The sequence below is a fragment of the Aeromonas sp. SG16 genome, from assembly GCF_024436135.1.
Classification (GTDB): Bacteria; Pseudomonadota; Gammaproteobacteria; order Enterobacterales; family Aeromonadaceae; genus Aeromonas; species Aeromonas jandaei.
Window position 1 is genome coordinate 939881 of record NZ_JANFNW010000001.1, and the last position, 15679, is coordinate 955559.

Below are 15679 nucleotides of genomic sequence, written 5' to 3' on the forward strand. Positions count from 1 at the left end.
AGCCCGCTCACACCCGCGCCGGCATCGCCAGCAGTGCCTCGGCACTGGCCAGCTGCTTCTGCCGGTTCAGGTTTTCAAGATGCTCCGGCGTGACCAGCCGCAGCGCCTGGGTCGGACACACCTCGACACAGGCCGGGCCCGCCTCGCGGTGACGGCAGAGATCGCACTTGAGCGCCTGCGCCTTGGTCTGCGGACGCTTGAAGAGCGAATCGGCAGCGGGTGCCACCTCTTTGAGCACTACCGCCATGGCGCCGTAAGGACAGGCCACCACGCAGGACTTGCAGCCGATGCAGCGCTCCTGCAACACCTTGACGCAACCATCCTCGCTGACGATGGCATTGTTCGGGCAGGCCATGGCGCACGGCTTGTCTTCACACTGGCGACAGAGCACCGGCGTGGTCACCTTGCTGCCCACGATCACCTTCAGGCGCGGCTGAAAGTAGCTGTCCTTGGAGACCAGATGTCCATCCTCGATGGCAAGATGCAGGCCGCCCTCCCGCTCAAGGGTCCCGCTGCAAGACCCTGACTGGTGTGAAACGGCGCAGGCCACCTCACAGGTACGACACCCAATACAGAGACTGGGATCTGCAATCACGAAGCTGTTCATAGAGAGGGATCCTAAATGGTTCGTTACACCGGGCCGCCCGCCGACAGGCAAAGAGGCGGCCAGCCCCCCACAAAGCATTTATCAGACCAAAACGGGAGAATGGCGCGATAAAAAATCACAACCATCTGAAAATAAAGGAGTAATCAGCAAGAGCAGCGTGCTGTTTATCGCTACTGATGAGGGTGACGATGGGGTGGGAAGTGTGATCGACACGACAAAAGTGACGAGCTCGACACCGGCTGACCAACCCCTGCCCCAGTCGTGTGACGGAGACGTTCAAAGGCGTTTGCAGCCAGGAACGGGCGTCCCAAACCGGGCAAGCGGAGGAACGACATCCGGGGAGAAAAGCCATACCAAGGGCCAAAAATGGGCTGTGCAGCACGCCAAAACCGCTTGCGGCGATGGCAAGTTGTTTGGTTTTACTATCGAGCTGGCAGGTCATCATCAAGTCAAACCGAACAAAAACAGGCCACTTATTGACTGATTTGTTGAGCCAGAGCCGGTTTTAGGCCCCTGCCTCTTCAGTTTTCTATCCCTCCGGTTAATATGTGCCACTTGGCAACCAGCTATGCTGGTGAACTTACATTTGAGTCAACAATAGACTGAAGGGCACATACATCTGGCTAATGTAATTAAATCATTACCCAATCTTGCGATTAAATTCATGGCCAGTACAGTTTATTTAATAAACACTATTAACTATAAGATAAAATTTCTCAGGATAGAAAATGGCTAAACCAAGAATTTTTGTAAGCTCAACATATTACGACCTTAAATATATTAGAGCAGACCTTGACCGATTTATCCGAGAGCAAGGCTATGAATCAGTATTAAATGAAAAAGGCCACATTCCCTATGGTAGCGCTGAAAAGCTTGAAGAGTACTGCTATAAAGAAATTGAACTATGTGACATATTGGTTTCAGTTATAGGCGGCAGATTTGGATCCGAATCTAAAGAGGATGGTTACTCTATCTCAAATTTAGAACTAAAGACAGCGATAGATAAAGGCAGACAAGTATATATCTTTATAGAAAACAGTATTCTAGCTGAATATAGAACATACAAAGCAAACAAAGGAAATGAAAATATCACTTATACTGCTGTCGATGATGTCAAGGTATACAAATTCATTGAGGAAGTTTTTTCTTTGCCACTTAATAACCAAGTTAAAGGTTTCGACACAGTACAGGAAATAAATTCATATTTGAAAGAGCAATGGTCTGGATTGTTTCAAAGACTGTTAAGTGAAAGCGCTAGGCAAAAAGAAGTCAATTTAATCGAAGATTTAAAAAACACATCTAAAACACTTAACCAATTAGTTAGCTATTTAATTGATGAAAAGTCAAGAGGGGATCAAGCTGTAAAGGACATACTATTAAGTAATCATCCTTCATTTGACATTATAAAGAGAACCCTAGATATCCCCTATAGAGTATTTTTTCAAAATAAGAATGAGCTATCACAGTTAGTACAAGCACGGCAGTTTGAAGAAGAAGACTTTTTAGACAATTGGAGTCGAAAAGGTTTTTACTCTTGGAAACGGAGAGGATCCGATATTTATCTCCGTGTCAGCAGTGAAATTTTTGATGATGATGGTAAGTTGAAAGTATATACACCAAGCGAATGGAAAAAAGAATGGGTTGAACTAGACGATCAAGAAATCCCATTTTAACATTCTTGTAAATATTAGATTTCATGGAGGATAAATGACATCTCGGGAACTACTTGAGCAAGCAGTAGATAGCAGCGCTATTATTCATCAACCACATGCACTGAAAGCCTATTTATCCGCTCACTTTCTTGCCAAACACCTTGGGCAGCCGGAAGCCTTGTGGCAACAAACCGCCAAATTGATTGCCAAGGATGGATTACAGTACCGTAGGGTGCAATAAGCGCAGCGCATTGCACCTCTTGCCTCTTTTAATACTTGGTGCAATTCACTTCGTTCATTGCACCCTACGATTATATTTCAATGGAGTAAGATTTTATGAATATAAAAATCCATAATGAACATAAAGATGACATCTTCAATGTACTTGTTGATAACCTTAGACAATTTAACTTTGATAAAATGGGTGAGGAACGCTCCCAACCTTTAATTGTTGCCATTCATGATGATAATGACGAAGTTGTCGGTGGCATTGCCGGACGTACTATTTATCATCAACTGTTGATCGAAGTACTTTGGGTACACGATGACAAACGAGGTCAGGGGCTTGGCATTCAATTAATGGAGATTGCTGAACGTGAGGCAAAAAAACGGGGATGTATTGCTGCTCAAGTCGACACCCTCTCATTTCAGGCACCCAAATTTTATGAAAAAATGGGATTTAAAATAGTCGGTAAAGTGAGCGGCGTTACAAATAGTCCTGACCGCTACTTTTTATTGAAGCACTATCATGGAGAGTAATAATTACCGTAGGGTGCAATAAGCGCAGCGCATTGCACCTCTTGCCTATTTTAATACTTGGTGCAATTCACTTCGTTCATTGCACCCTACCCCCCCCAAATAAAGACTCCATTGCTACCCAATACCCTCCCCCTTGTCATACTGACAGCAATTAATTAGTCACTATTTTATCGTCTGTTTTTCACTCAACCCGGTAAAAAATAGTGGCCAAACCACTTCCTCAGATAAAACAAACGGTTGCCCGCAGAGCACATGAATATTTCAATCAACGGCCAATTAATAACCTTACTCAAAAGGACGTTTTGATTATTTATACCTGAGCATGAACCCGCAGAGTGTGTGTCATTATAAGCTTAACGACAGATGAACAGACTGTGTCCCATGAAACGCATCTTTATATCCGATTAGCTCCCTTCCCATCGCAATCCTTTGATTTCCCCCCGATGTTGTATCCACACATACCTGATGTGTTCGGGGCGATCTGCTGTGGCAAACGTGTAAACATCAAACTGACAAGATGAACTCATGAACTGTGATAAACAACAAGCCATGTCCGGCGTCATGCTGGCGGCGATTGGCGTAGTCTATGGCGATATCGGCACCAGCCCGCTCTATACCTTGCGCGAGTGCCTGTCAGGTCAATTCGGGTTCGGCGTCGAGCCGGCCTCCATTCTCGGCTTTCTCTCGCTGATCTTCTGGCTGCTGATCCTGGTGGTGTCGGTCAAGTACCTCTCCTTTGTGATGCGGGCCGACAACGCAGGTGAGGGTGGCATTCTCACCCTGATGTCGCTGGCGACCCGCAACGCCTCCACCCGCTGGACACCGCTGCTGATCATCCTCGGCCTGATTGGTGGCAGCTTTTTCTATGGCGAGGTGGTGATCACCCCGGCGATGTCGGTGATGTCGGCCATCGAGGGTCTGAGCATTCTCACCCCCGCCCTCGACCCCTATATCGTCACCCTTTCGGTGCTGGTGCTGACCCTGCTGTTTGCCATCCAGAAACATGGCACCGCCATGGTGGGCAAGCTGTTTGCCCCCATCATGCTGATCTGGTTTATGACGCTGGCGGTGCTGGGGCTGCGCGGCATCATCCACAACCCCGAGGTGCTGGGTGCGCTTAACCCCATCTGGGCGGTGCGCTTCTTTATCCAGTACCAGACTACCTCCTTCTTTGCCCTCGGCGCCGTGGTGCTGGCCATCACCGGGGTGGAGGCGCTCTACGCGGATATGGGCCACTTTGGCAAAAATCCAATTCGCCTCGCCTGGTTTATCGTGGTGCTGCCCTCCCTGGTGCTCAACTACTTCGGTCAGGGTGCGCTGCTGCTGAGCAACCCGGCGGCCATTGCCAACCCCTTCTTCCTGCTCGCGCCGAAATGGGCGCTGGTGCCGCTGCTGCTGCTGGCAACCATGGCGACGGTGATCGCCTCGCAGGCGGTGATCTCCGGGGTCTTTTCCCTGACCCGGCAGGCGGTGCGCCTCGGTTATCTCTCCCCCATTCGCATCGTTCACACCTCCGAGCAGGAGTCCGGCCAGATCTATATTCCGGTCATCAACTGGATGCTCTATATCTCGGTGGTAATCGTCATCATGAGCTTCGAGCACTCCAGCAATCTGGCGGCGGCCTACGGCATCGCGGTGACCGGCACCATGGTGCTCACCTCCATCCTCTCCTGCTCGGTGGCCAAGAACAGCTGGCACTGGAACAAGTATCTGGTGGCTATCCTGTTTGCTGCGCTGCTCTGTATCGACGTGCCGCTCTTTGCCGCCAACCTCGCCAAGATCTTCTCCGGCGGCTGGCTGCCGCTCACTCTGGGCGCGGTGATGTTCACCGTGATGACCAGCTGGAAGAGCGAGCGTTTCCAGCTTATTCGCCGCCTGAACGAGCACGGCAACTCCCTTGAGCCGATGATCGCCTCGCTGGAAAAATCCCCGCCGACCCGGGTGGCCGGTACTGCTGTCTATATGTCGCGGGTGGTCAATGTGATCCCCCATGCGCTCCTGCACAACCTCAAGCACAACAAGGTGCTGCACGAGCGGATCATCCTGCTCACCCTGCGGGTGGAGGATGTGCCCTACGTCCACAATGTGCGCCGTGTCTGCATCGAGCAGCTCTCCCCCACCTTCTGGCGGGTAGTGGCAAGCTACGGCTGGCGCGAGACTCCGAACGTGGAGGAGATCTTCCACCGCTGCAACGCCGAGGGGCTGAGCTGCCGGATGATGGAGACCTCGTTCTTTATGGCCCACGAGTCGCTCATCATGAAAGACCGCCCCTGGTATCTCTATCTGCGCGGCAAACTCTTTATGCTGCTGCAGCGCAACGCCCTGCGCGCCCCGGATCAGTTCGAGATCCCGCCCAACCGGGTTATCGAGCTGGGATCGCAGGTGGATATCTGATGGCGGGTTGATGGCCTCTTAAAGGCATAGAAAACATCAGCTAATAGAGAGGGAGGCATTGGCCTCCCTCTTCTTTTCCGTTAACCCCGATTACCGGCCCCCCTCATCCCCAGCCCTTCTCCCGCAAGGGGAGAAGGGGGCAAACCACCGCAGCCATATGCTGCCAACGGTGCAATTCACTGCGTTCTTTGCACCCTACTCCCGGCATGCTGCCGATATGTTTCCGTTCTCGTGCGTCCGATTACGCTTCGCTAATCGAACCTACGGTTTCAACACAGACGGCCTCTATCCGAACAGACCACCGCCGTAGGGTGCAACAAGCGCAGCGCCGTGCACCACGAACATATTTTGATAGCGATGCAATTCACTGCGTTCTTTGCACCCTGCTTATGCTGTGTTTTCCAAGGTGACGAACCCTCTTGGCGGCTTCGTCACAAGTGACGAACGTCACAGTTCGACAGCCACATCAGCGCGTTCACTCAACTACACGATGATTTTTATTCATTTAAAAACAGCCACTTAAAACCAATTTGTCTGTAAAAACCATTCTGGCCCGTATCTTGCCAACCAGCCCCTACTTTCTCCGTTCGCGACACGACAAGGTAGGCTATGAACCGCTTCGTTATCGCTGACCCCAAGCTTTGTATCGGCTGTGGCACCTGTATGGCGGCCTGCAGTGAAGTACACAAGGCGCAAGGTTTGCAGCAAGCCCCCCGTTTAACCGTTATGCGACACGAGCAGGCGACCATGCCGGTTCAGTGCCGTCACTGTGACGATGCCCCCTGCATCAAGGTGTGCCCGGTCGAGGCAATTCGCCAGACCGGTGATTGCGTGCAACTCAACGAGTCGCTCTGCATCGGCTGCAATCTCTGCGCCGTGGCCTGCCCCTTTGGTGCCATCCAGAGCGGCGGCAGCCGTCCGGTGGCCGTGGCCACCAGCTACGACACCTATATCCCCTGCTCCATCCGCTCCAGCAACCCCTCCACCTCTGCCGGCCTGCGCTGCTTTGGCGAGGATCTGCTGAGCTGGGAGCCGGGAGTGCGCAGCATCGCGGTCAAGTGCGACCTGTGCGAGTTTCGCGCCGATGGCCCGGCTTGTGTCGGTGCCTGCCCCTCCCAGGCACTGAAGCTGGTCAATGACGGCGACACCGAACGCGCCGCCCGTATCCGTCGCCAGCAAGCGGCCGACACCAACCCGCAAGGGGCCTCTGCCTTCTCGGCGCCTGCCACGGCGATCCCTGCATCCGATTTATCTACCACAAAGGGAGCGTGCTGATGTTGTCCCCCCTTGTTATGGCCACGCTCCTGCTCTTTTTGCTGGGCGCTGCCGCCGGTTTGCTCCTGCAAAAGCTGCCCGCACTGGCCAACCGCCTCAATAGCGGCTTTGCCCTGCTGGGCTCGCTCGCGGGTCTGCTCGCCGCAATCCAGATCTTTGCTCAAGGCACCCCCGTCGACGGCCAGCTCTGGCTGCTGGGCTCAGTGCACCTCGACATGCTGGCCGCGCTGATGCTGCTGGTGATTAGCACCGTCGGCGTCGCCGTCGCCCTCTACTCCTTTGCCTATATCCGCGAATATCAGGGCAAGGGCGATGTGGCCATCGGCGCGCTGATGAACCTCTTCCTCTTTGCCATGGTAGGCATGGTACTGGCCGACAATGCGCTCGGTTTCTTGCTCTGCTACGAGCTGGTGACCCTCACCACCTACTGGCTGGTCAAAACCAACCCCGAGGCCGCCAAACAGAGCCGTCTCTATCTGGTGATGAACCATATCGGCATGGCACTGGTGCTGATCGCCTTCTGGCTGCTCTGCCGCGAAAGCGGCTCGCTGGAGTTCGCCGCGCTGCGCGAGCACCATCTGGCGGGCGCCCTGGCCTCTCTGGTGTTCCTGCTCAGCTTCTGCGGCTTTGGCCTGCGCGCCGGTTTCGTGCCGCTGCACGGCTGGCTGCCGGTGGCCGAGCCCGTTGCGCCGTCCCATATCTCGGCGCTCATGTCCGGTGTGATGGTGAAGCTGGGTCTCTTTGGCATCTTGCGGGTCAGTATCGATTTTCTCGGCGCCAGCCAGCTCTGGTGGGGTTATGTGGTGCTGATCTTCGGTGCCTGCTCGGCAGTGCTCGGGGTGCTGTTTGCGCTGGCCGAGCATGACCTCAAGCGGCTGCTCGCCTACCACACGGTGGAGAACATCGGCATCATCCTGATGGGGATGGGGATCGGCATGATCGGCATCGCCAACCAGCAACCTGCGCTGGTGGTGCTGGGGCTGCTCGGCGCGCTTTATCACCTGCTCAACCACGCCATCTTCAAGAGCCTGCTCTTTATGGGCACCGGCTCTGTGATGTTCCGTCTGCACACCCGTGATATGGACAAAATGGGGGGGCTGGCCAAGCTGATGCCCTGGACTGCGCTGGCGTTCCTCATCGGTGCGATGGCCATCTCGGCGCTGCCGCCGCTCAACGGCTTTGTCAGCGAGTGGTTTATCTACCAATCTCTGCTCTCCATGACCAAACTCGGCACCTCTGTCGTTGCGCCGCTCGCGGTAGTGATGCTGGCGGTGACCGGCGCCATGGCGGTGATGTGTTTCGTCAAGGTGTATGGCATCTGCTTCTGCGGCGCACCGCGCAGCGAGAAAGCGAGCCACGCCCGCGAAGTGCCGGGCGCCATGGTGGCAGGCACCCTGCTGCTGGCTGCGGTCTGTCTGGTGCTGGGTCTGGGCGCCCCCTGGATTGCCCCCCATATCGCCAGCTATGGTCAGGCACTCGTTGCCAGCCAGATGAGTGTCGCCACCGGCGCCACCCTGCTGCCACTCGATAGCAGCCAGGCGATCCTCTCCCCGCCCGTTATCGCCATCACCTTGCTGGGGCTGTTCCTCATCCCGTTGCTGGTACTGGCCATCTTCAAGGGGCCCAAGCTGGGTCGTCGTCACGCTGGCACCCCGTGGGCCTGTGGTTACGCCTACGAGGAGCGCATGAGCCTCACCTCCGGCGGTGTCACCCACACCTTGCGCCAACTCTGCGCGCCGCTCTATCGCAAGCAGCCGCAGCTCGATCTGGCCAGCGCCCTGCACGGGGTGAGCGATACCAGCGGGACAACCGGCTGGTTGCTGCACGGCATTGTGCTGGCGCTCTTTATCCTGATGGCTGTAGGAGTCTGATATGCCTGTTCTTGAAATGCCGAGCTGGGGCATGGTTGCCCTCGCCCTGACCCAGGCCATCGCCATGCTGGCGCTGGCGCCGCTCGCCACCGGTTTCAACCGGGTGCTGCGGGCCAAGATGCACTCCCGTCAGGGGCCGGGCCTGCTGCAGGATTACCGGGATATCGCCAAGCTCCTGCGCCGTCAGGAGGTAACTCCCGAGCCTGCCGGCATCATCTTCAACCTGATGCCTGCGCTGCTCATCGCCGCCCTGTTGCTGGTGGGGATGGCGCTGCCGACCCTGACTCATGAGTCCCCCTTCCCCATCGCCGGGGATCTCATCACCGATATCTATCTGTTCGCCATCTTCCGCTTCTTCTTCTCCCTCTCGGGGCTCGACAGCGGCAGCATGTTTGCAGGTATTGGTGCCCGCCGCGAGCTGACTCTCGGCATTCTGGTGGAGCCCATTCTGGTGCTCGCCTGCTTCATCATGGCGATGATGGTGGGCAGCTCGGATCTGGGCAATATCAGCAGCTATGTGGCGACCCAGCCACTGGCCGCGCCCATCGCCACCCTGCTGGCCGGCGCCGCCTGCGCCTTCGCGGTGTTTGTCGAGATGGGCAAGCTGCCCTTTGACTGCGCCGAAGCCGAGCAGGAGTTGCAGGAGGGGCCGCTCACCGAGTACTCCGGTGCGGGCCTCGCCCTGCTCAAGCTCTCCATCGGCCTCAAGCAGCTGGTAGTGGTGCAGCTCTTTCTGGTGATTTTCCTGCCCTTCGGCAAAGCGGCCAACTGGAGTCTGCCTGCGCTCATCGGCGCGGCACTGATCCTCGCCTGCAAGCTGCTGGTGGCCTTTTTGCTGGCCGGCATCATCGAAAACGCCATGGCCCGTACCCAGTTCGTGCGCACCCACAAGCTCACCCGCTACGGGTTGGGGCTGGCCCTGCTGGCGCTGCTCGCCTATCTGGTCGGGGTCTGAGCCATGCCCGCCAGCACAGCAACTTTTTCCGATTTCATCATTTGTGAATGCTCATTCCCGAACATTAAAGTGAGAACTGCATGACCATCGCCATTTCGGATCGCATCGGCTGCGACTACATCCAGCAGGTGCGAGCACAACTGCCCCACGCCATCGTCGACGAGGAGTGGCAAACCGCCGATCAGGCCACCATTACCGTCAAACCCACCAGTCTGGTCGAGACGGCCAGCCTGATCTTCCACCAGCTGGGGGGCTGGCTTCCCCTCTCCTTTGCCAATGACGAGCGCAGCCTAAACGGCCACTTCGCCGTCTACCACGTCTTCTCCATGGAGGGCGACACCAAGTGCTGGATCACCGTCAAGGTGCTGGTAGATGCTGATACCCAGGAGTACCCCTCCATCACCCCGACCATTCCGGCGGCGGTGTGGGGCGAGCGGGAGATCCGCGACATGTACGGCCTGCGCGCCATCGGCCTGCCGGACGAACGCCGTCTGGTACTGCCGGACGACTGGCCGGAGGATATCCACCCGCTACGCAAGGACGCAATGGATTATCGCCAGCGCCCGATGCCCACCACTGACACCGAGACCTACCCCTTCGTCAACGAGCTCGGCAGTGATGCCAACCGCATCGTGCCGGTCGGCCCGCTGCACATCACCTCGGATGAACCGGGCCACTTTCGTCTGTTCGTCGATGGAGAAGACATCATCGATGCCGACTACCGCCTCTTCTATGTCCATCGCGGCATGGAGAAGCTGGCAGAAACCCGCATGGGCTACAACGAAGTGGCCTTCCTGACCGATCGGGTCTGCGGCATCTGCGGCTTTACCCACAGCGTCGCCTACACCACCTCGGTGGAGAACGCCATGGGTATTCCGGTGCCGGAGCGGGCCAAGATGATCCGCGCCGTGCTGCTGGAGGTGGAGCGCCTGCACAGCCATATCCTCAACATCGGCCTGTCGAGCCACTTCACCGGTTTTGACACCGGCTTCATGCAGTTCTTCCGGGTGCGGGAGAAATCCATGACCCTGGCCGAGCTGCTGACCGGCGCACGCAAGACCTACGGTCTCAACCTGATTGGCGGGGTGCGCCGCGACATCTTCAAGGAAGATCGCATCAAGGGAGCCCAGCTGGTACGGGAGCTCCGTGATGAGCTCAAACCCCTGGTGGCCATGCTGCTTGATACCGCCAACATCTCCTCCCGCCTCATCGGTATCGGCAAGCTCGACCCGCAAATTGCCCGCGATTTCAGCTGCGTCGGCCCCATGGTGCGGGCGAGCGGCTTCAAGCGTGACGTGCGCCGGGTTCACGACTTTGCCGGTTACCGCGAGCTGCCGATGGAGATCCAGACCAAGGCGGGTTGCGATGTGCAGTCCCGGGTGCTGGTGCGCATCCACGAGCTCTACGACTCCCTCGACATGATTGAGTTTGGTCTTGAGCACCTGCCGGAAGGGCCGCTTTTGACCGAAGGGTTCACCTACCAGCCGGGCAAGTTTGCGCTGGGCTTTACCGAGGCGCCCCGCGGCGAGAACGTCCACTGGAGCATGACCGGAGACAACCAGAAGCTGTTCCGCTGGCGCTGCCGCGCCGCCACCTACGCCAACTGGCCAGCTCTGCGCTACATGCTGCGCGGCAATACCGTGGCGGATGCGCCGCTGATTATCGGCAGTCTGGATCCCTGCTACTCCTGTACCGACCGGGTCACCCTGGTCGACCCCAAGAAGGGCAAATCCACCGTGGTCTCCTACAAGGAGATCGAGCGCTACGGCATCGATCGCAAAAACTCTCCGCTGAAATAAGGGGTCATCATGATCAAGCTGTTCAAGACCATCCTCAAGGCTGGCACCCCGACCGCCAAGTACCCCTTCGCCCCTTACGAGGTGAACCGGGATTTTCGCGGCAAACCCAAATATCAGGCGGATCATTGCATCGCCTGCGCCGCCTGCACCAAGGCCTGCCCGGCCAACGCGCTGGTGATGGAAGTGGACATGGAGACCGGCGAACGGCGCTGGGAGATCTCCATGGCGCGCTGCATCTTCTGCGGCCGCTGCGAGGAGGTCTGCCCGACCCGCGCCATCGCCCTCTCCCCCGAGTTCGAGCTGGCGGTGACCAACAAGGTGGATCTCTATGAGGAGGCCCGCTTTGCGCTGGCCCCCTGCACCCTGTGCGGCACCTACTTTGCCCCGAGCAAGCTGGTGGCACTGGTGGAGGATACCCTCAAGCAGGCAGGCACACCGCTCGCGACCCCGGAGCGGCTGCACCACTGCCCCGACTGCAAACGAAAACAGAGCATGCTGAGCCAGCCTGACTCGGCCCTGATCACACCGATAGCCACACAACAGGAGTGGATGTGATGAGCAAGATCAAAGGCATAGAACCGGTTGTCGGCCATGCCCATACCCGCGCCGTGCCGCTGGCACAGGATCCCGAGATCACCAAACTCAAGAAGACCCTGCTCAAGGACATTCGCCGCTCGGCCTATGTCTACCGGGTCGATTGCGGCGGCTGCAACGCCTGCGAAATCGAGATCTTCGCCACCATCACCCCGCTGTTCGATGCCGAGCGTTTCGGCATCAAGGTGGTCGCCTCCCCCCGCCACGCCGACATCCTGCTCTTTACCGGCGCGGTGACCAGGGCGATGCGGGTACCGGCCCTGCGCGCCTACGAGGCGGCGCCCGATCCCAAGATCTGCATCGCCTACGGCGCCTGCGGCTGTGACGGCGGCATCTTCCACGACCTCTACTGCGTTTGGGGCGGCACCGACAAGATCGTGCCGGTAGATGTCTATATCCCCGGCTGCCCTCCGACACCGGCGGCAACCATCTACGGCTTTGCGGTGGCGCTCGGTCTGCTGGAACAAAAACTCAAAGCCACCAGCCACGAGGTGCAACCGGGTGAGCGGGTCGAACTGCGCCACACCGGCATCCCCAATGAAATCCGGGTGATGATCGAGCGCGAAGCGCGCCGCATGGCCGGTTATCGTCAGGGGCGGATCATCGCCGACGAGTTTATGGCCCTGCTCGAAGGGGCGACCCAGCAGGATGTGGATCTGCGCATCCAGAGCTACCTCGATCAGCACGACGATCCGCGTCTGGCGGAGATCGTCAACAACCTCGCAAACGCCTGCCTCAACCGGGCGGCCGGCAAGGGAGAGGCGGTACATGGCTGACGAGGTTTTTTTCTACCGCCTCTCGCGCAAGTTCGTCGACGAGCAGTTCGACGTGCCGGAAGAGGCAAAGGAGGTGATGTACTACAGCCTCGCCATCGGCCACCACCTCGGCATCGTCGATTGCCTGCGAGCAGACCTGGTCTGCTCGCTGACCGGTTATCGCGACTGGGTAGCCAAGCTGCCAGAGGGGAGCGAGGCGCGCCGCAAGATGGAGGGGTTTCTCACCTTTGGCGAGATCACCATCTATCGCGAGCACTGCCATATGCTGGCCTGCGCCTTCGACCGACTGCGCAAAGCCGAAGGCGTGCTCGATGAGCAGGAGCTGGGCTGGACCAATACCTTTATGGATCAGCTCACCGCCCTCTTTAACGACCCCCATATGTACCTGATGGTAAGGAGCCGCTGATGGGCTGCAATCTCGTGTTGACCGTGGGCAATGCCATGATGGGGGACGACGGTGCCGGCCCCTATCTCGCCGACAAACTGCAGGCCGCCCCCCTGCCCGGCTGGATCCATATCGACGGCGGCATCGCACCGGAAAATGTGGTCTACAAGGTGCGGGAGCTGCAACCGGAGCGGGTGGTGCTGGTGGATGCCGCCGAGATCGGCGAGAAGGCGGGAACCCTGCAGGTGATCCCCCCCGAGACCATCGCCGAGATGTTTATCTTCTCGACCCACAATATGCCGCTCAATTTCCTCATCGACGAGCTCAAGACCTTTGTCCCCGAGGTGATCTTTGTCGGGGTGCAACCGGCCATCGTGGCGTTCTCCTTCCCGATGACCGAGATGGTGAGCGAGGCGATGGATTATCTTTATCAGCATCTTGATGCCGCCAGTGACACCAGTCTGTTAATAGATAAACTGGATCAGTGGAATATTGCCAACGCCAAGCGGTGATTATTTATCGAGTTGTTAACGACCGTTATTGACCGACGGTTCCGACAATGTGATCGAGGCCCGATGTTAAATTAAAAACATCGGGCTAATTGTACTGAACTTGATATAAAACAAGGTTCTTTGATTTTTTCAAAAAATCGCTAACTCTCGCTTTTTTATGACAAAAAAAGCGTTGCCAGTCACAGAAATTTGCCACAAAATGGCGACCGTTACGGAAGTTGATGGGGTCTGGTGGCCTCCTCGGTCTTCAAAACCGATGTGAGCCGAGAAGGCTTTGGCAGGTTCGATTCCTGCCTCTTCCGCCAAATTCATCTATTGAACAAATACTCTCCCGCTGAATTTTTCGGCCTGAATGTTATTTCCATTGTTTGTTCAACATGTTTGAAGTAATACCTTAAAAAAGGTGCTTGCCGCTTGCCAATATAATCCGAACTCAGGTTATTTCGCTGGCCAAAAATTAATTTATCAGCATCGATGCAGCATTAATTTATACCCGCTCATTGATGCACCCAGTTTGCACTCATCCGCAAATCGCCAGCAGTGCCATAACCCGTCAGTTCGGCCTCTCTATCGGCAAACCGGTGCGCATCCCGAACCCACGCACTGCACTGGTAATCCCATGCCGAACTCGTCTCACGCGTCAGCCATCCCCCATCGCCAGCCCGCATCAGGTACGGCTGCCGACGATTCACAGCCAGATTCTCAGCAACAGCCCGGCCAGCAACAAACGCGCCGTTTGCCGCAAGTGGAACAGCTGCTGCAGCAACCCTTTCTCGCCGGGTTTATCGAAGCGCTGAGCCGCCCGCTGGTGACTCAGGCGGTGCGCGAGACCCTGAGCGAGCTGCGCCAGAGCGAAGATTTTCGCCAGCACGGCGTCGCCCCCGAGCAGATCGAGGCGCTGATTGCCAAACGCTGCCAACAGCAGTTGCGCCAGCGTCAAACCCGGGTGATCAACGCCACCGGCACCCTGGTGCATACCAATCTGGGGCGCTCGCCATTAAGTCACGAGCTGTGGGACGAGGTGCGTGACCTCAACACCGGCTACAACAATCTGGAGCTGGATCTCGCCACCGGCAAGCGCGGCGGGCGCAAGGGGCTGATCGCCCCCCTGCTCCGTTGCCTCACCCAGGCCGAGGATTCGCTGGTGGTCAACAACAACGCCGCCTCGCTCTTTTTGCTGCTGCAGGAGGTGGCCAAGGGGCGCGAGGTGATCGTCTCGCGCGGCGAGCAGATCCAGATTGGCGGCGGCTTTCGCATCCCCGATATTCTGGCCCTCTCCGGCGCCAAACTGGTGGAGGTAGGCACTACCAATATCACTACCGCCAAAGATTACCTCGATGCCATCACCGATCAGACCGCGCTGGTACTGATGGTGCACAGATCCAATTTCGCCATTCGCGGCTTTACCGAATCACCCGATATCGGCGAGGTGGCCCGCGCCCTGCCCGAACATGTAGTGCTGGCGGTGGATCAGGGCTCCGGCTTGACCACCGAAGAGTTTGCACCGGATGAAACCTCGGTGCGCCAGTACATCAAGGCGGGGGCAGATCTGGTCTGCTACTCCGGCGACAAGCTCTTGGGGGGCCCGCAATCGGGCATCATCAGCGGCCGCGCCGATCTCATCAAGCGGCTGGAAAAACACCCCATGATGCGCACCTTCCGCCCGAGCCGCATCGTCTACTCCCTGCTCGAACGCCTGCTCATCCACAAGCTCAACAAGTCCCCCATCGGTGAAGGGATTGCCCAGCGCACCTTGAGCAACCCGGCCGTCATGCAGACGAGAGCCGACCAGCTGATGGCCGCCCTGCCCGGCTGCTTTGTGCCGGTCCCCGCCCAGCTGGTAGTGGGCGGCGGCACCTTGCCGGACGAGTTCTACCCGGCGCCCGCGCTGGAGTGCACCGACCCGCGCCCGGCCCAGCAGCTGCTCGATGATTTGCGCGAACTGCCCGTCCCTGTCATCGCCACGGTGCGCCAGCAGAAGGTGCTGCTCAATATGGCCACCCTGCTGCCGACCGAGATGGAACTGCTGATCGCCCAACTCAGGGAATTGCTGCTGCCCGCCCCGTTCAATGCAACCAATGCGACCGAGGAGCCCTGATC

Annotated in this window: 14 protein-coding genes and 1 tRNA gene; 14 read left to right on the plus strand and 1 reads right to left on the minus strand. The window is 57.5% G+C overall.

Annotation, left to right across the window (positions count from 1 at the left end; all coding sequences use genetic code 11):
- Positions 1-7 precede the first annotated feature (7 nt).
- On the minus strand, positions 8-607 hold the full coding sequence (locus tag NOM67_RS04195) for a 4Fe-4S dicluster domain-containing protein (RefSeq protein WP_033112617.1): 600 nt from the start codon (positions 605-607) through the stop codon (positions 8-10).
- 728 nt (positions 608-1335) lie between these two features.
- Between NOM67_RS04195 and NOM67_RS04200 the strand changes: the two genes are divergently transcribed.
- The 14 genes from NOM67_RS04200 (at position 1336) to selA (ending at position 15677) form a co-directional block, all read left to right on the plus strand.
- Positions 1336-2280, plus strand: a complete 945-nt coding sequence (locus NOM67_RS04200; RefSeq protein ID WP_255934047.1) for a DUF4062 domain-containing protein — start codon at positions 1336-1338, stop codon at positions 2278-2280.
- Between the two features lie 34 nt (positions 2281-2314).
- Entirely contained in the window at positions 2315-2500 is a 186-nt protein-coding gene (locus NOM67_RS04205; protein ID WP_236272574.1) for a hypothetical protein, read from the plus strand.
- 95 nt (positions 2501-2595) lie between these two features.
- Positions 2596-3018 carry a GNAT family N-acetyltransferase gene (locus NOM67_RS04210; protein WP_255934054.1) on the plus strand — a complete coding sequence of 141 codons (423 nt, stop codon included), beginning with the start codon at positions 2596-2598 and terminating at the stop codon, positions 3016-3018.
- Positions 3019-3543: 525 nt separating this feature from the next.
- The gene (gene kup, locus NOM67_RS04215) at positions 3544-5412 is read left to right on the plus strand and encodes a low affinity potassium transporter Kup (protein WP_024944982.1); all 1869 of its coding nucleotides are present in this window, start codon (positions 3544-3546) and stop codon (positions 5410-5412) included.
- A gap of 609 nt (positions 5413-6021) precedes the next feature.
- Positions 6022-6687: a 4Fe-4S dicluster domain-containing protein gene (locus NOM67_RS04220; protein WP_255934059.1), complete on the plus strand. Its 666-nt coding sequence runs from the start codon at positions 6022-6024 to the stop codon at positions 6685-6687.
- Positions 6687-8558 carry a hydrogenase 4 subunit B gene (hyfB, locus tag NOM67_RS04225; protein ID WP_255934062.1) on the plus strand — a complete coding sequence of 624 codons (1872 nt, stop codon included), beginning with the start codon at positions 6687-6689 and terminating at the stop codon, positions 8556-8558. The genes NOM67_RS04220 and hyfB overlap by 1 nt, the downstream gene beginning before the upstream one ends.
- A gap of 1 nt (position 8559) precedes the next feature.
- Positions 8560-9513, plus strand: coding sequence for a respiratory chain complex I subunit 1 family protein (locus NOM67_RS04230; protein WP_104014703.1), 954 nt, complete (start codon positions 8560-8562; stop codon positions 9511-9513).
- A gap of 80 nt (positions 9514-9593) precedes the next feature.
- On the plus strand, positions 9594-11312 hold the full coding sequence (locus NOM67_RS04235) for an NADH-quinone oxidoreductase subunit C (protein ID WP_017784116.1): 1719 nt from the start codon (positions 9594-9596) through the stop codon (positions 11310-11312).
- Between the two features lie 9 nt (positions 11313-11321).
- Positions 11322-11867: a formate hydrogenlyase complex iron-sulfur subunit gene (locus NOM67_RS04240; protein ID WP_255934078.1), complete on the plus strand. Its 546-nt coding sequence runs from the start codon at positions 11322-11324 to the stop codon at positions 11865-11867.
- Positions 11867-12682, plus strand: a complete 816-nt coding sequence (locus NOM67_RS04245; RefSeq protein ID WP_005301886.1) for an NADH-quinone oxidoreductase subunit B family protein — start codon at positions 11867-11869, stop codon at positions 12680-12682. Before NOM67_RS04240 ends, NOM67_RS04245 begins: the two co-directional genes overlap by 1 nt.
- Positions 12675-13088, plus strand: coding sequence for a formate hydrogenlyase maturation HycH family protein (locus tag NOM67_RS04250; protein ID WP_076492969.1), 414 nt, complete (start codon positions 12675-12677; stop codon positions 13086-13088). Before NOM67_RS04245 ends, NOM67_RS04250 begins: the two co-directional genes overlap by 8 nt.
- Positions 13088-13579, plus strand: a complete 492-nt coding sequence (gene hycI, locus NOM67_RS04255) for a hydrogenase maturation peptidase HycI (protein WP_203119027.1) — start codon at positions 13088-13090, stop codon at positions 13577-13579. The genes NOM67_RS04250 and hycI overlap by 1 nt, the downstream gene beginning before the upstream one ends.
- 213 nt (positions 13580-13792) lie before the next feature.
- A tRNA-Sec gene (locus NOM67_RS04260) sits at positions 13793-13884 on the plus strand.
- Between the two features lie 314 nt (positions 13885-14198).
- A complete protein-coding gene (gene selA, locus NOM67_RS04265; protein WP_255934136.1) occupies positions 14199-15677 on the plus strand; it encodes an L-seryl-tRNA(Sec) selenium transferase in 1479 nt (492 codons plus the stop codon).
- Positions 15678-15679: the final 2 nt, after the last annotated feature.

Coding starts and splice junctions, on each gene's coding strand:
- NOM67_RS04195 (WP_033112617.1), bottom strand. CDS start 607: ATGAACAGCTTCGTGATTGCAGATCCCAGTCTCTGTATTGGGTGTCGT.
- NOM67_RS04200 (WP_255934047.1), top strand. CDS start 1,336: ATGGCTAAACCAAGAATTTTTGTAAGCTCAACATATTACGACCTTAAA.
- NOM67_RS04205 (WP_236272574.1), top strand. CDS start 2,315: ATGACATCTCGGGAACTACTTGAGCAAGCAGTAGATAGCAGCGCTATT.
- NOM67_RS04210 (WP_255934054.1), top strand. CDS start 2,596: ATGAATATAAAAATCCATAATGAACATAAAGATGACATCTTCAATGTA.
- kup (WP_024944982.1), top strand. CDS start 3,544: ATGAACTGTGATAAACAACAAGCCATGTCCGGCGTCATGCTGGCGGCG.
- NOM67_RS04220 (WP_255934059.1), top strand. CDS start 6,022: ATGAACCGCTTCGTTATCGCTGACCCCAAGCTTTGTATCGGCTGTGGC.
- hyfB (WP_255934062.1), top strand. CDS start 6,687: ATGTTGTCCCCCCTTGTTATGGCCACGCTCCTGCTCTTTTTGCTGGGC.
- NOM67_RS04230 (WP_104014703.1), top strand. CDS start 8,560: ATGCCTGTTCTTGAAATGCCGAGCTGGGGCATGGTTGCCCTCGCCCTG.
- NOM67_RS04235 (WP_017784116.1), top strand. CDS start 9,594: ATGACCATCGCCATTTCGGATCGCATCGGCTGCGACTACATCCAGCAG.
- NOM67_RS04240 (WP_255934078.1), top strand. CDS start 11,322: ATGATCAAGCTGTTCAAGACCATCCTCAAGGCTGGCACCCCGACCGCC.
- NOM67_RS04245 (WP_005301886.1), top strand. CDS start 11,867: ATGAGCAAGATCAAAGGCATAGAACCGGTTGTCGGCCATGCCCATACC.
- NOM67_RS04250 (WP_076492969.1), top strand. CDS start 12,675: ATGGCTGACGAGGTTTTTTTCTACCGCCTCTCGCGCAAGTTCGTCGAC.
- hycI (WP_203119027.1), top strand. CDS start 13,088: ATGGGCTGCAATCTCGTGTTGACCGTGGGCAATGCCATGATGGGGGAC.
- selA (WP_255934136.1), top strand. CDS start 14,199: ATGCCGAACTCGTCTCACGCGTCAGCCATCCCCCATCGCCAGCCCGCA.